General features: G+C 63.8%; 10 protein-coding genes. 6 read left to right on the top strand and 4 right to left on the bottom strand.

Going from position 1 to position 14347, the window contains the following annotated elements:
* The coding region (locus tag FJ222_09460; protein ID MBM4164649.1) for a heavy-metal-associated domain-containing protein at window positions 1-335 on the bottom strand (335 nt) is incomplete at its 3' end.
* 223 nt (window positions 336-558) lie between these two features.
* Between FJ222_09460 and FJ222_09455 the strand changes: the two genes are divergently transcribed.
* Genes FJ222_09455 through FJ222_09445 form a run of 3 tightly spaced genes read left to right on the top strand, consistent with a single transcriptional unit; the run spans window position 559 to window position 3440 of the window.
* Entirely contained in the window at window positions 559-1071 is a 513-nt protein-coding gene (locus FJ222_09455) for a hypothetical protein (GenBank protein ID MBM4164648.1), read from the top strand.
* 13 nt (window positions 1072-1084) lie between these two features.
* The gene (locus FJ222_09450; protein ID MBM4164647.1) at window positions 1085-2302 is read left to right on the top strand and encodes a DUF1015 domain-containing protein; all 1218 of its coding nucleotides are present in this window, start codon (window positions 1085-1087) and stop codon (window positions 2300-2302) included.
* Window positions 2303-2327: 25 nt separating this feature from the next.
* The gene (locus tag FJ222_09445; protein ID MBM4164646.1) at window positions 2328-3440 is read left to right on the top strand and encodes a hypothetical protein; all 1113 of its coding nucleotides are present in this window, start codon (window positions 2328-2330) and stop codon (window positions 3438-3440) included.
* A 74-nt stretch (window positions 3441-3514) separates the two neighbouring features.
* On the opposite strand, the gene FJ222_09440 is transcribed toward FJ222_09445, so the two are convergent.
* Window positions 3515-4732, bottom strand: a complete 1218-nt coding sequence (locus tag FJ222_09440) for a hypothetical protein (protein ID MBM4164645.1) — start codon at window positions 4730-4732, stop codon at window positions 3515-3517.
* 222 nt (window positions 4733-4954) lie between these two features.
* Here FJ222_09440 and FJ222_09435 point away from each other — a divergent pair, with 222 nt between their 5' ends.
* From FJ222_09435 to FJ222_09425, 3 genes are all read left to right on the top strand, one after another.
* Window positions 4955-6661, top strand: a complete 1707-nt coding sequence (locus FJ222_09435; GenBank protein MBM4164644.1) for a secretion system protein E — start codon at window positions 4955-4957, stop codon at window positions 6659-6661.
* A gap of 15 nt (window positions 6662-6676) precedes the next feature.
* Window positions 6677-7870 carry a type II secretion system F family protein gene (locus FJ222_09430; GenBank protein ID MBM4164643.1) on the top strand — a complete coding sequence of 398 codons (1194 nt, stop codon included), beginning with the start codon at window positions 6677-6679 and terminating at the stop codon, window positions 7868-7870.
* Window positions 7871-7940: 70 nt separating this feature from the next.
* A complete protein-coding gene (locus FJ222_09425) occupies window positions 7941-8549 on the top strand; it encodes a hypothetical protein (GenBank protein MBM4164642.1) in 609 nt (202 codons plus the stop codon).
* Window positions 8550-8864: 315 nt separating this feature from the next.
* Here FJ222_09425 and gyrA read toward each other — a convergent pair whose 3' ends face one another.
* Window positions 8865-11390, bottom strand: a complete 2526-nt coding sequence (gyrA, locus tag FJ222_09420; GenBank protein ID MBM4164641.1) for a DNA gyrase subunit A — start codon at window positions 11388-11390, stop codon at window positions 8865-8867.
* Window positions 11391-11398: 8 nt separating this feature from the next.
* On the bottom strand, window positions 11399-13882 hold the full coding sequence (gyrB, locus tag FJ222_09415; protein MBM4164640.1) for a DNA topoisomerase (ATP-hydrolyzing) subunit B: 2484 nt from the start codon (window positions 13880-13882) through the stop codon (window positions 11399-11401).
* Window positions 13883-14347 lie beyond the last annotated feature (465 nt).

The following is a 14347-nucleotide window of genomic DNA, read 5'->3' as shown; positions in this document are numbered from 1 at the left end:
AGCGCCGCCTTCGCCGCATCGGAGGCGGGGATGCCGTTGGCATCAAAACCCGCGTGGGCGATCGCGTGCTCGATGTTCTTCCGGCCCAGCTTCATGGATTCATAGCGGATCGTGATCGTGCCGGCCCGCCCGTCAACCCTGAGCGTCGACAGGTCAACCCCGTCAAGCGCCGCGAGCGCCCGCGCCACGCGCTGCGCGCACGCCTCATTCTTGACCGCGGGGGCGCGCACCGTAAATTCGCGCATATCCGACAGCCGGCACCCCGAAAGGGCCAGCCCAACAGCGGCCACAGCCGCTCCACAACACAGAATGTACCGCTTCATGTGGGTCATCATACCCCCCTTTGCAGCCAACTGCAATTCTGATTTTGGACCCCCCGTTAAAAAATGATAAAAGTTTGTGTTGAAGGATTATGCCGCACGTTGTAAAGTAACGGCACGCTTTGGCCCGGGTTTCTTTTAAGTCGGAGCTCGCGCCGGGCGTGTTGTCCAATGGTTGGGCCTTTCGCCTGTTTCGAAGACAGGCGGCGGGAAATCGCACAGAGCTGGGGATTGTCACATGACCAAACCTGTTTGTTGGATCGCCGCCGCTGCGGTTGCTTGTGTTTTAAGCGCGGACGCTGCGCTTGACGCGCGTCCGGTTTCGATCTCCTTCCTGTCCCGGAAGGAAGGCGCCATTGACGTCGCGGGCCTCCGTCTGAACCTGCCCCACGGACGCAATGATTCGGTGACCGGCGTGGATCTGGGCGTGATGGGTGAATCCACCTACCTGTACGGGCTTCAGGTGAACCTGCTGGGGAATCTCGTCCGCGACCGCGCCGGCGCGCTCCAGGTCAGCCTGTATAACGATGTGGACGGAAAGCTCACAGGCGTCCAGATCGGGGGCTGGAACAATGCGCGCTGCGGCGAGGGCTTTCAGGTGGGGTTGCTGAACCTCAGCGACGAGTTCTATGGCGTCCAGGTCGGACTGGTCAATCGCAGTATCCTGCTCCGCGGCTTCCAGATCGGCATCATCAACGTCATCCAGGGATCGGACGTGCCGTTCATGCCGATCGTCAACATCGGCTTCTGAGAAAGAGCGGGCGATGCAGGTCAAGGCCTTTGCGGGGTGGATTCCAGCTTCGGAAAAGGCGGCGGCCGTGGCGGCTGTCCCCTATGACGTGGTCGACACGGCCGAGGCGCGCGCGCTGGCGGCGGGCAATCCCGACAGCCTGCTGCACATCTCGCGCCCGGAGATCGACCTCCCCGACACCGTCGGCATTCATGATGATCGCGTCTATGAACAGGGACTGCGCGCCTTCCGCGCGTTTCAGGCGCGCGGCACCCTGATCCGCGAGCCTCAGCCGTGCACCTACGTCTACCGGCAGATCATGGGCGCGCACAGCCAGACCGGCGTGGTGGTCTGCTGCCATGCCGACGACTACGAGAACAACGTCATTCGCAAGCACGAAAAGACCCGGCGCGACAAAGAGGATGACCGCACGCGCCATACGCTCACCCTCCGGGCCAATACCGGCCCGGTGTTCCTGACCTATCGCGACAGCGCCCCGCTGGATGCCGCCGTGGCCCGAGTGGTCCGAGAGGCCCCTCTGACCGACTTCACGGCCGCCGACGGCATTCGCCACACGGTCTGGCGGAGCACCGAGGGGCAGACCGATTGGACGGCGCTGTTCCAGGCCGTTCCCCTCGCCTACATTGCGGACGGCCACCATCGCGCCGCCTCGGCCTGGCGGGCCGCCCGGCAGCACCGCGCCGCAAACCCCGGCCACGACGGCAGCGAAGAATACAACTGGTTCCTGGCGGTGCTGTTTCCCGCGTCGCACTTGCGCATTCTCCCCTATAACCGCTGTGTGGCCGATCTGAACGGCCTCGACGCCGCGACGTTTTTGGAGCGGACCGGCCGGGTGTTCGATGTCCGGAAAAGCGGCTGCGCCGAACCGGCCGGACCGCGCCAAGCGCAGATGTATCTGGCCGGCGACTGGCACACGCTCTCCTGGCCGGCGTTTGAGGCCGGCCCGGTCGACCGCCTCGATGTGAGCGTCTTGCAGACGCGGCTTCTGGCGCCTCTGCTGGGGATCGACGACCCCCGCACCAGCCAGCGGATCAGCTTTGTGGGCGGCATCCGTGGCACCGGCGAATTAAAGAAACGGGTCGATTCCGGCCGTGACGCCGTGGCCTTCTCTCTGGCGCCGACGACCGTGAGCGCGATGATGGACATCGCCGACGCGGGCCAGATCATGCCGCCCAAAAGCACCTGGTTCGAACCCAAGCTCCGCTCCGGGCTTGTCATCCACACGTTTTGAACACAGCACAGAAGGGAGGGCGGTGATGGGCATTACACGCAAACCGTTCGGCGGACGCCGGGCCTGGCAGGTCGGCAGCGGCGAGATCGAATTGACGATCCTGGAGGGCGGCGGGCATCTGGCCGCGCTCACGCTGGCCGATAAACCCGGCCTCAATCCCTTCTGGCAGCCGGTCTGGAAAACCGTCGAGCCGTGGCAGTACCGCGCCACGCGCGATGCGGCCTCCTTCGGCGGCAGCGCGCTGCTCGCCTCGATCGCCGGCCACGTCTTCTGTCTGGGCCACTTCGGGCCTCCCTCCGCTGCAGAGGCGGCTGCAGGGCTCGACACACACGGCGAGGCGACCATCATGCGCTGGAAGGAATCTGCGCGCCGCGAAACCAAGACCGTCTCCAAGCTGTCCCTCAGTTGCGCGTTGCTGAAAGAGGGCCTGTTCGTCGACCGGACCTATGAGACACGCGCCGGCTCCCACGTCATCACCGTGACAACCGTGATCCGCAGCCTCCTCGATTTCGACCGCCCCTTCACCGTGTGCGAGCACGGCACGTTCAGCGACCCCTTTCTGGAAAAGGGCGTGACGGTGCTTGATCTGTCCGCAGACAAGGGACAGGTCATTTCTACGGGCTTCAGCAAGAAGATGCGCCTGGCGCCGGACGCCCCCTTTGAGTGGCCCCTGGCGCCGGGCGCGGCGGGCGAATCGGTGGATCTGCGACGGATCGAACGCGCATACCGCACAAGCGGTGATTTTGCGGCGATGCGCATGGATGTCACCCGCGACGACGCCTGGGCCTCGATGCTCAATCCCAAGCTGGGCGCGGCGGTGGTCTATCAGTGGCGGCGGAGCGACTACCCGTGGACGGGCAACTGGGAGGAGAACCGCTGCCGGAATGCCGCGCCTTGGGCCGGCCAGACACTGGCCCGCGGCGTCGAGTTCGCCAATTCGCCCTTCCCGTGTCCGCTGGAAGCGCAAGTGCGGCTGGGGCGCCTCTTCAACACGCCCACCTACGGCTGGCTCCCCGCGTTGGGGCGGGTCGAGACGGTGTTCAAGATCCTGATGCTGCCGGCGCCCGCAGGCGCGGCGGGCGTGGCCGACGTGCGGACCGCCGCCGACGGCTCAACCGAGATCGACTGGGTGCTCTGAGACGCGGGGAGGCGCTTGCAAAACCTCCTTCGTCGGTTCTGCAAGTGCCGTATTCAGAAGCCTCGTACTGTGTGCTAGGCCGCCTGATAGCGGTTTTTGACCACTTCCAAGGCGATATCGAAATCGGCTGGCGGTATGAGAAAATAGTGGCACGGGCAGCCGAGCGCGGCGGACAACTCGTTTCGCAGCCGGGCGCTGACCGGATTGAGCACCGCCACCAGGATTTCGCCCCCCAGCCGTTCAAAGGGGATCACCCCCTGGAACGTGAGATAGTCGAGCGGAAGGGCACCAAAGACGCCGGGCTGCAGATCGAAGCCCACCAGGGCGATCACGGGAACTGAGGCCCGGGCCCCGATCTGCACCAGCAGCGCGTCAAGCCCGGCGAACCCGCGGAACGAAAGGCCGTGCAACGCCGATATGGTGGTGATGCTGTCGCTTGAGGTCAGCTCGGTCAGGTCACGCACCACGCCGGCGTACAGGGCCTCGGTCACCAGCCCCTGCTGTTTCAGATCCCAGAGCAGGTCCATTTCATCCGCCAGCACCGCGCGGCGCCGCGTCGCATCGATGGCCAGCGACAACGGCACGCTGCCGACGGGGGGCGCCGTCTGTGCGACCGGCGCAGCGGCGGCGGGCGCCACGTTGAGAAACTGTTCCAAGCGGCTGGCCGCCTGCACCGCCTCGGGCGCGACCTGTCTTAACGCCTCAAGCTCAGCCAGCATGCCAGCGGCGGCAGCCCGGTCTTGCGCGCGGATCAGAACCTCGGCGAGACGGAAAAGACTGTTCGTCGTTTGAGGCCCGTCGTCCGGCCTCGGATAGGCGGCCGCCAACACCTCGAGGGATTTCCGGTCATCGGGCATGTGCTCCAGAATGCTTGCAACCAGCGCGATGATGTCCGTCGATTCGCCCGTGGCGGCCGGAGCGGGAGGGGTCCGCCGGGCGGGAGGGGGCGCCTGCCGGGTGGCGGCCGGTGGCGGCGGCGCCTTCTGAACACGCTTTCCGGCAGCCAAGTCTCCAATCACCGCCTGGAGACCCGTGATCGCCTCGGCATGCGGGGACAGCAGTGCCTGCATCGCACGCATGCGGTCGGGATCGCCGCTGTCGAGGGCCAGCGCGCCCAGACGCTCGCCATAGCCCTGCGCCCGCGCGGTCTCCCCAACAGCCAGACACGCCCTGAAGAGTTCCGACAGCACGTCTGTATCGTCTGAGTTGGCCGCCAGAATCTGCTCATAGATGGCAATCGTGCCCCATTGCGCCTCGTTGTCCGGGCCCCCCTGCCGTTCCGGGTCGCTCATCGTTCCGCCCCCTTCGCTTCCGCAATCCTCGTGATTGCCTGCCACGCATTTTCACCCGAGGGCCTTTATTTTGCACATCCCGATCTGAAATGCAATCGCAATCCAGCAATTCTCATCCTGACTCCTGAATGCCGGGTTACAAGAGGCGCAAAAGATCAGGCAAAAGATCAGGCTGGCGCATCCTGCCTCACTTTTGATAATTTATACATCACTGGGTTCTTCATGTCCACGATACACACACATCAGATCGCCGAGATCCTCCTGTTGCGAAAGGCCATCACGCCCGAGCAACTGGCTGCGGCTCAGGCCGATTGTGGCGATGTCCCCATCGAGAAGTATCTGGCGCAAAACGCGACGGTTTCCCAGGAGGCGGTGGCGCTCGCGATTGCCGATTACCTCCGGCTGGCACCGATCGCACTCGGCCATTTCACACCCGACCAGGCGCTGCTCGATCTGCTGGAGCCCGAGGCGTGGCTCCGCTACAAGGCTGTGCCGATCTCCAAATGCCACCAGACGCTGGTGGTTGCGCTGGCCGATCCCTTTGATCTGCAGATCATCGACGATCTCCATGCGCTCTCGGGTTTGTCGATCACGCCCCTGGTCGCCGTCGAGAAGGAGATCAGCGACCAGCTCGGCAGAACCACAGCGGGCAATTCCCAGAGCCTGGATCTGGCCGAAGTGATGCAGGTCGACGGCGTCTCGGATGTCGAGGTCGGCCATGAGGAGCAGGATGAGAGCCTGGAGAAGACCATTGAGAGCGCCGAGGGCGCGCCGGTCATCCGGATGGTGAACATGATGCTCGTCGAGGCGCTCCGCACACGCGCCAGCGACATCCACATCGAGCCCCAGGAACGGACGACCCGGCTCCGCTACCGCATCGACGGCAACCTGATCGAACGCCCCGCGCCGCCGAAGACCCATCACAACGCCGTGATTTCGCGCGTCAAGATCCTGGCCGACCTGGACATCTCCGAGCGCCGCGTCCCGCAGGACGGCCGCTTCAAGATTCGCGCGCTCGGCCGCGAGGTGGATATCCGCGTGAGCATCCTGCCCACGGTCCACGGCGAAAAGGTGGTGATGCGAACCCTCGACAAGACGAACCTCGCGCCGGGGCTGGCCCAGCTCGGGCTCGATGATTTCGCCTTCAAGGCGATGGCCTATGCCATCAACCAGCCCAACGGGATCATTCTGGTGACAGGGCCGACCGGCAGCGGCAAGACGACCACGCTGTACTCGTGCCTGCAGGACTTGAACAAGTCCGACGTCAACATCGTCACGGCTGAGGATCCGGTCGAATACCAGCTCCCCGGCGTCAACCAAGTCCATGTGAACACGGCGATCGGGCTCTCCTTCGCCTCGGTGCTGCGTTCGGTTTTGCGGCAGGATCCGGACATCGTGCTGGTCGGCGAAATTCGCGACAACGAGACCGCCGACATCGCGGTCAAGGCCGCGTTGACCGGCCATCTGGTGTTGAGCACGCTGCACACCAACAGCGCGGCGGGTGTCATCGCGCGCCTGACCGATATGCACGTGCCGCCCTTCCTGCTGGCCTCCTCGCTCATCCTGGCGCAAGCTCAGCGCCTTTTTCGCAAGATCTGCCCCGTGTGCCGGCGGGAACTCCATCCCGATCCGGTCGTTCTCGAACGCAACCATATCCGGCCCGACTTTTTTGATGGCGGCGTGATCTACGGCCCGGCCGGCTGTCCCAAGTGCAACAACACCGGGTACAAGGGACGCAACGCCGTCATGGAGGTTCTCACGGTGAACGCCGAAATCCGCGATGCCATCGCCCGCAGCCTCCCGTCCTCCGACATCCAGGCGATGGCCGTTAAGGCCGGCATGATCACGCTCAAAGACGCGGGGCTGCTCAAGGTGCGGGCGGGCATCACCTCGCTCACGGAATCGATCGACGTGACCGGCGGTGACTAAAGGAGCCGATAACTCATGAGCTTGTTTGTTCAAAAACCAACCCAACCGACTGCGCGTGCCACCCCGGCCCAGCCTTCGGGCCGATTCAGCGCCGAGAAGAAGCCCATCTCCCGGAAGGTGGGCGGGCACCCCTCCCACTGGCAGAACCGGGTCGCGGTCTCCGGCGCGCGTCGCATCGTCAATCGCGAGTTGGCGCCGTTCTCGCGGCAGCTCTCGGCGATGCTTCGCGCCGGCATGTCGCTGATCGTGGGTCTCACGACGCTGGAAGAGCAGACCACCTTCGCCCCGTTCAAGAAGCTCCTCACCAGCATCCGTCTCCATGTCGAAGCCGGAAACACCTTCTCCGACTCCCTGGCCTTCTATCCGCAGGTCTTTGACGCCCTCTACGTCAACATCGTCCGCGCGGGCGAGCGCAGCGGCGAATTCGCCGTAACCATGCGCCAGCTCGGCGACCTGCTCGAATCCACCGCGCGCCTCAGACGCAAGGTCAAGGCCGCCATGACCTATCCCATCGTCGTCTTGTGCGTCGCACTCATCATCGCCATCGGCCTGATCACGTTCGTCGTCCCCGTCTTCGGCGGCATGTTCGCCGAATTCGGCGCCCAGCTTCCGGGGCCGACTCAATTTCTGCTCGACACCAGCGCATTCTTCCGCAAGCGCGGCCTGTGGCTCATCGGCGCAATCGGCGTGGCGGCCTTCTTCTTCGTCAGATGGAAACGAACCGAGACGGGCACCCGGCGAATCGACAGCATCCTGCTGCGCCTTCCGGTCTTCGGCCTCCTGACCCAGAAAACCTGCATCGCCCGGGTCAGCCGCATTCTCGCGCTGATGATGAAAAGCGGCGTGCCGATCCTCGACGCGCTCTCGATCGTGGCGCGCACCAGCGGCAACATGATCATCAGCGAGGCCATTTTCGAAGCCCGCGCCACGGTTGAACAAGGAAGCCCTCTGGCTCAAGGCCTGGAGGGGAAGGCCTGCATCCCCACGCTGATGGTCCGCATGCTCGCGGCGGGAGAGAAGACCGGCCAGATCGACTCCATGTGCGTCAACATTGCCGACACCTACGACGACGAGGTCGAGACGATGATCTCGGCCCTGACCTCCCTGCTCGAGCCGCTCCTGATGGTCTTCCTCGGGATCCTGATCGGCGGCATCGTGATCAGTCTGTTCCTCCCGATCTTCAAGCTCGCCTCCATCGTCGGGGGATGAGGAGGTCCCGTTGGCGGGGGTGGGTGTGTTGTGGGTGGAGATTCATAAGCGATTGAGTGCGCGTCCCTCCGTGGAGGCACGCAAACCCGACGATGTTCTGACACCCAACCCGGCGATCCGGCGCGTGCCCGATCGGGTCCTGTTCAACTCGCAGCACACGCCGGGTTTCGTCGCGAACGGCAAGCTGCTGCTGGACATGCACCAGATGCAACTGCGGCCGGTTGATGTGGTGGAGTCGCCCCAGAAATGCGTGCTCAAGATGGGACATCGGGACACGATCTACGGCCGGAGCGCCGGTGGAATCACGCCCAGCGGCTGGAGTTGCGACCACCTGCCGTACTACGTCCAGTTCGACAATGGCTACCCCACGGGCAAGGAAGGGCAGCCCATCGGCGGTCCCTATGCTTGGGGCTACTGCGAGATCGACTGGTTCGCGCGCCAGAGCGAAGACGACCGCAACGCGTGGCTGCGCTACGCCTGGGACTGGCTTCGCACGAACGATGCGAACGCGTGGTTGCAGATGCCGGGGCGGGTCTGTCTGGGCGTGCCGCTGAAAGACGCGAAGGGCGGGACGTCGCATTGGTACAGGGCGAATACCCGCAGCGCCGCGGCACCCGACGGCTTCAACCAGGAGGAGACGATCAAGGCCATCTGGAGCGGGATCCAAGCTGGGGAATGACACGACCTGACAAGGGGGCCTGACAAGGGGCGGGCCTGAATGGCGCGTGGACGCGGTGTTTCTTGAGAGGCGCGAAGCGAGTGTAGGGTGTGGGAGTGTGTGTGGGAAAGCGCAAGCGAGCCGAAGGAGAAAGCGGAAAAGAGGGAAGCGGGGGGGGCGGTAATAAAATAAGCTGACGCACGCACCCGCTTCCGCGCGTTTCCTGATCCCTCGCGTCGGCACCTTTCAGCTTTCCATTTTCAGTTTTCAGCTTGCCTATAACTTGAATCTTGAAGTTGCTTTGAAAATCGTCACAACATTCTGATTCAGTTACCCTTACGTGTGTTCCCGCTCTGCGGGCGGCTGGCTTTCAGATGAGGCGCTTGCGCCGTCCGGGGCTTCAGCGGCGGGCTCCGGCAGATCCTCGTCCTCGGCGGGGGCGACGCTGGCGGAGACGAGCTTGTCGGCGTCCTCCAGGTTGATCAGGCGGACGCCCTGGGTGTTGCGGCCGCAGATGCGGATCTGGTCCACGGGCGAGCGGACCATCATGCCGTTGGACGTGACCATCACCAGCGACTCGTTGTCGCGCACGGTGTGGGCCGAGACGACGGTGCCGTTGCGGTCGCTCGTCTGGATGCCGATGATGCCCTTGCCGCCGCGATGCGTCGTGCGGAAGTCGTCGAAGGGCGTCCGCTTGCCATAACCGTTCGCGCAGGCGATGAGGAAGGAGGCGCTCGTGTCCACCACATCGAAGGCGCACACGACGTCTCCGGCCTCCAGGGTGATCCCCTTGACGCCCATCGCGCTGCGGCTCGTATTCCGGACCTCGCCCTCGTTGAAGCGGATCGCCGTTCCGGAGCGGGTCGCGAGGATCACGTCATCATTGCCACTGGTGAGGCGGACATCAATGAGGCTGTCGCCCTCCTCCAGTTTGATCGCGTGGATACCGGCGCGACGGACATTCTTGTAATCCGCGAGTATCGTCTTTTTGATTGTCCCCTGCTCGGTGGCGAAAATCACATTCTGATCTTCACGGAATTGGCGAATGCGGAGCAGCGCGGCGATCTTCTCATTCTCTCGGAGATCGAGGAGATTGACGATCGCCTTGCCGGGGGAGGTGCGCGAGGCCTCGGGCAGTTCGAACGCCCGCTCGGCATAGACCCGGCCGAGCGTGGTGAAGAACAAGAGGGTGTCGTGGGTGGCGGCGATGAAGAGCGATTCGACAAAATCCTCCTCGCGCGTGGTCACGCCGGTCACGCCGCGGCCGCCGCGGCGCTGTTCGCGGAAGGTATCGAGCGGGACCCGCTTGATATAGCCGCGGTGACTGAGCGTCACCACGCAGGGCGCGTCGACGATCAGGTCCTCGATATTGACCTCATTCTCCAGGGGCACCAGGCGGGTGCGCCGCGCGTCGCCGTATTTTTCCCGCAGCAGGGCGAGGTCGGCCTTGATCAGGTCGTAGATTTTGGCGGCATCGGCAAGCAGGCTGCGCAGGTAGGCAATCCGTTCCCCCACCTGCCGGTGCTCGGCCGCGACCTTGTCGCGCTCGAGTCCGGTGAGCTGGTACAGACGCATCTCGAGAATCGCGTCGGTCTGCTTCTCGCTAAAGGCGAACCGCTCGATCAGGAGGCCGCGCGCGGCGTCGCGGTTTTTCGATTCGCGGATGGCGCGCACGATGGCGTCCAGGTTGTCGAGGGCCTTGAGCAGCCCTTCCAGAATGTGCTGGCGCGCCTCGGCCTTGGCCAGATCGAAGATCGTCCGGCGGGTAATCACCTCGAAGCGGTGGTCGACGTAGCAGCGGATCAGCTCCTTCAGATTCATCAACTTCGGCTTGCCATTGGTGATGGCGAGCATGTTCGCGCCAAAGGTCGTCTGGAGCTGCGTGTGCTTATACAGATTATTAAGCACCACCTGGCCCATGGCGCCGCGCTTGAGTTCGATCACGATGCGGATGCCTTCGCTCGAGCTCTCATCGCGAACGTCTGAAATCCCCTCCAGCGCCTTGTTGTTGACCATCTCGGCGATGGTGGAGATCAGGTTGGCCTTGTTGACGATATAGGGAAGCTCGCTGATGATGATCACATCGCGGTTGCGCTCTTCGATGATCGCCGCCGAGCCGCGGACGGTCATCTGGCCGCGGCCGAACTTGTACATCGCCTCGATCTGGCGGGTGCCGCAGATGGTCGCGGCGGTGGGAAAGTCGGGGCCTTTGATGAACTGCATCAGATCGTCAATGGTGCAGTCGCGGTGGTCGATGAAATGCGTGATGCCGTCGGCCAGCTCGCGCAGGTTGTGCGGGGGAATATTGGTGGCCATGCCGACCGCGATGCCGGTCGAGCCGTTGAGCAGGAGGTTGGGCAGCTTGGAGGGGAGCACCAGGGGCTGTTCCAGCGTCTCGTCATAGTTCGGGCCGAAGGCGACGGTGTTCTTGTCCAGATCCTCGAGCATCTCCTCGGCCAGCGCATCCATGCGGACTTCGGTGTAACGCATGGCGGCCGGGGGATCGCCGTCGATCGAGCCGAAGTTGCCCTGGCCATCGACGAGCGGATACCGCAGGGAGAATTCCTGGGCCAGGCGCACGATGGTATCGTAGACCGCCTGATCGCCGTGGGGGTGGTATTTACCGATCACGTCACCGACGACGCGGGCCGATTTCTTGTAGGGCTTGTTGTGGGTGTTGCCCAGCTCCTGCATGGCAAATAGGACGCGGCGGTGGACGGGCTTCAGGCCGTCGCGGGCATCGGGCAGGGCACGCCCGATGATGACGCTCATCGAGTAATCGATGTACGACGAGCTCATTTCGTCTTCAATGGCGATCGGGCTCACGCCCAGGGGGTTCTCAACAACTAAATCGTCTGGCATGGCGTCCCTTAAATGTCAAGGTTGCGGACATTGAGCGCGTTTTCTTCGATAAACCGGCGCCGCGGCTCGACCTCATCGCCCATCAGCAGCGTAAAGATCTCATCGGCCTTGACGGCGTCATCCAGAACCACTTTGAGGAGTCTCCGTCTGGCCGGGTCCATGGTGGTGTCGTAGAGCTGGTCGGGATTCATTTCGCCCAAGCCCTTGTACCGTTGGATGCTCAGCCCCTTGCGGCCGCGCTCGCGCACCTCGTCGAGCAGATCCGGGAGGGCGGTGAGCGGGACGCGCTGGTCACCGTCGATGATGTGCGCGAAGGCGGCGGAGCCGCCGATGTAGTGTTCGGGCGTAAAGCCCAGGGCGCGCAACTGTTCCATGTTGGCGCGCAGCGCGCCCGCGCGAAAGAGTTCCAGCCAGCAGAACGGCCGGGAGGCCGCGGGGTTATAGCCCTGCACCTGGGTTTCGGCGAGGTCGACGGGGTGGCCGAGCACCCGTTCGGCATGCTGGCGAAGCTCGCCGAGGTCGGCATCGGTGAACGCGAAGCGAATATCGGCCCCGTCACCGGATTTGATCGCGGCCATGTAGCGGGGGTAGTCGCCGGTGTCGCGCTTGCGGGCGGCGATCACGCCTTCCACCGGCACGCCGCGGCGGCGGAGGCCGTTGACGGTGGCGCCGGTTTCGACCAGCAGCTTCAGGAGGGCGCGCTGGGCGTCGGTTTCGATGCGCACGCCGTCACGCTCCACGGCCACGTCGTCACAGCCCAGATACAGGAGCTTGAGGGTCAACTGGTCGTCGCTGTCGACGTATTCCTCGCGCTGCTTGCGGGTGACCTTGTACAGCGGCGGCTGGGCGAGGTAGATGTGGCCGCGCTCGATCAGTTGCGGCATTTGGCGATAGAAGAACGTCAGCAGCAGGGTGCGGATATGGGCGCCGTCGACATCGGCATCGGTCATGATGATGATCTTGTGATAGCGGACCCGCGCGAGGTCGAAATCGTCCGTGCCGATGCCCGCGCCGATGGCGGTGATGAGGGTGCGGATTTCGGTGTTGTTGAGGATCTTGTCAATGCGCGCCTTCTCGACGTTCAGCACCTTGCCGCGGAGGGGAAGAATCGCCTGCGTTTCGCGGTTTCGGCCCTGCTTGGCCGAGCCGCCGGCCGAGTCGCCCTCGACGATGTACAACTCGCATTTGGCGGGGTCGCGCTCGGAGCAATCGGCCAGCTTCCCGGGGAGGGCGGCGCTGTCGAGCGCGCCCTTGCGGCGGGTGAGGTCTCGCGCCTTGCGGGCGGCGGCCCGCGCGCGGGCGGCCAGGACCGCCTTTTCAATGATCTTGCGGGCGACCGACGGGTTCTCTTCCAGGAACGCGCCGAGCTGGTCGTTGACGATCTGGGCGACGATCCCCTCGACCTCGCCATTGCCGAGCTTGGTCTTGGTCTGCCCCTCGAACTGCGGCTGCGGGACCTTGACGCTAATGATGACCGTCAGCCCCTCGCGGATATCGTCGCCGCTCATCGCCTCGTCATTGGCCTTGCTGAGGTTCTTGTCCGCCGCATACTTGTTCACCGTGCGGGTCAGCGCCGAGCGGAAACCGCTGAGGTGGGTGCCCCCCTCGATGGTGTTGATGTTGTTGCAGTAGCAGTGCTCGTTCTCGTTGTAGGCGTCGGTGTACTGCATCGCGATCTCGCAGACGACCGCCTCGCGGGTCCCTTCAATATAGATGACATTCGGATGCACGGCCGACTTGTTCTTGTTGAGATAGGCGACAAACTCGACGATGCCACCCTCGAACAGGAACGTCTCCACCCGACCCGAGTCGATGTCGGAGAACGTGATCCGGACGCCACGGTTGAGAAAAGCCAGCTCGCGCAGCCGGTTGGCGAGAATATCCCATTGAAAGCCTCGGCAGGTAAAGATGGTGTGATCGGGGAAGAACGTCACCTGGGTTCCGCGACCCTGCGTGTCGCCGATGATTTCCAGCGGCGAGACGGGGATGCCCCGCTCGAAGCGCTGGCGGTGAATCTTGCCATTGCGGCGCACCTCGACCACGAGCCATTCGGAGAGGGCGTTGACGCAGGAGACGCCGACGCCGTGCAAGCCGCCCGAAACCTTGTAGTTCGAGCTGTCAAACTTGCCGCCCGCGTGCAGCTTGGTCAGCACGACCTCCAGGGCGGGGCGGCCCTCGGTGGGGTGCATGTCCACCGGAATGCCGCGGCCGTCGTCCGTGACACTCAGCGACCCGTCCGGGTTGAGTGTAACCTCGATATGCGTGCAATGGCCCGCGAGGGCCTCATCGATCGAATTGTCCACCACCTCATAGACCAGATGGTGGTATCCGCGCTGGCCCGTGTCACCGATGTACATGGCGGGCCGCTTGCGAACCGCCTCCATTCCCTCGAGGACGGTGATGTTGGCCGCCGTGTAATCGCCGCCCGGCGAGACGGGGGCGGGCGAGGTGTGAGGATCGTCTGAAGCGGAGGAAGAACTATCTTGGGACATACCATTTTCTCGTGAGGCTCATGCGAAACATCTGCCATCCACAGCGGCACGGACATCTTGCCCGTGATTCATGGGCGGGACGCCCATGCCTCAAGGGGTTTTGCAAGCGCCTCTCGTGTTAATAAAGTTCCAGAGAGTGTATGTTTTTTAAGGTGAAAATACAACTCTTTTTTGTCTTTTTTCGCCGATAGGGCGCGCTTGCGATTATGTGGAAAGGCGGGTGGATCAGGGAGTCGGAATCTGAAGACAGGAGTCAGGAGTCAGGAGTCAGAATATGAGAACACGTTCCCATCCTGAATTCTGAATTCGGGCTTCTGAATACGGCGCTTGCAGAACCGACGCAGGAGGTTTTGCAAGCGCCTCAGAGGTTTTCGGTGTTGACTGCGATGTCGTCGGGCCGGGTCGTGGCCTCGGGCCGGGTCTCGGCGGCGTCGGGCTGCACCGCAAGCTCGCGGGTGGTCGGCA

Source organism: Lentisphaerota bacterium (genome assembly GCA_016873675.1).
GTDB lineage: Bacteria > Verrucomicrobiota > Kiritimatiellia > RFP12 > JAAYNR01 > VGWG01.
This window is presented reverse-complemented; position numbering and strand designations above follow the sequence as displayed.

Excerpts from the sequence above, each read along its gene's own strand:
- FJ222_09455 (MBM4164648.1), top strand. The coding sequence starts at position 559 with ATGACCAAACCTGTTTGTTGGATCGCCGCCGCTGCGGTTGCTTGTGTT.
- FJ222_09450 (MBM4164647.1), top strand. The coding sequence starts at position 1,085 with ATGCAGGTCAAGGCCTTTGCGGGGTGGATTCCAGCTTCGGAAAAGGCG.
- FJ222_09445 (MBM4164646.1), top strand. The coding sequence starts at position 2,328 with ATGGGCATTACACGCAAACCGTTCGGCGGACGCCGGGCCTGGCAGGTC.
- FJ222_09440 (MBM4164645.1), bottom strand. The coding sequence starts at position 4,732 with ATGAGCGACCCGGAACGGCAGGGGGGCCCGGACAACGAGGCGCAATGG.
- FJ222_09435 (MBM4164644.1), top strand. The coding sequence starts at position 4,955 with ATGTCCACGATACACACACATCAGATCGCCGAGATCCTCCTGTTGCGA.
- FJ222_09430 (MBM4164643.1), top strand. The coding sequence starts at position 6,677 with ATGAGCTTGTTTGTTCAAAAACCAACCCAACCGACTGCGCGTGCCACC.
- gyrA (MBM4164641.1), bottom strand. The coding sequence starts at position 11,390 with ATGCCAGACGATTTAGTTGTTGAGAACCCCCTGGGCGTGAGCCCGATC.
- gyrB (MBM4164640.1), bottom strand. The coding sequence starts at position 13,882 with ATGTCCCAAGATAGTTCTTCCTCCGCTTCAGACGATCCTCACACCTCG.